This is a genomic window from Archangium violaceum Cb vi76 (assembly GCF_000733295.1).
Lineage (GTDB): Bacteria > Myxococcota > Myxococcia > Myxococcales > Myxococcaceae > Archangium > Archangium violaceum.
In genome coordinates this window covers 1-317 of the sequence record NZ_JPMI01000326.1, presented here as the reverse complement: position 1 = coordinate 317, position 317 = coordinate 1, and the positions used below count along the sequence as shown (strand labels likewise).

1 protein-coding gene is annotated in these 317 nt (G+C 70.3%); it reads left to right on the top strand.

Annotated elements, in window-relative coordinates; genetic code table 11:
* Positions 1-317 (top strand): chloride channel protein (locus Q664_RS44010; protein WP_043410902.1); only part of this gene is annotated, 317 nt, incomplete at both ends.

Genomic DNA, 317 nt, shown 5'->3' with positions numbered 1-317 from the left:
TTCGGCACGCTGGTGCACTACTTCTTCCCCGCCAGCACCGGGCCCAGCGGCGCCTACGCGATTGTCGGCATGGGCGGCGCCGTGGCCGCGCTCACCCGCGGGCCCCTCATGGGCATGATGATGCTCTACGAGCTGAGCGGGAACCACGCCATCATCCTGCCCCTCATGGTGACGTGCACCATCTCCTCCGCGCTCTGCCACTACCTCTCCGAGCGCAAGGCGCCCAAGCAGCAGACGGACGCGGAGCTGCTGTCCAGCACCCCCGTGCGCGCGCTCATGCGCGAGCTGGCCCCCGTGCCCGCCGACATGCACCTGCG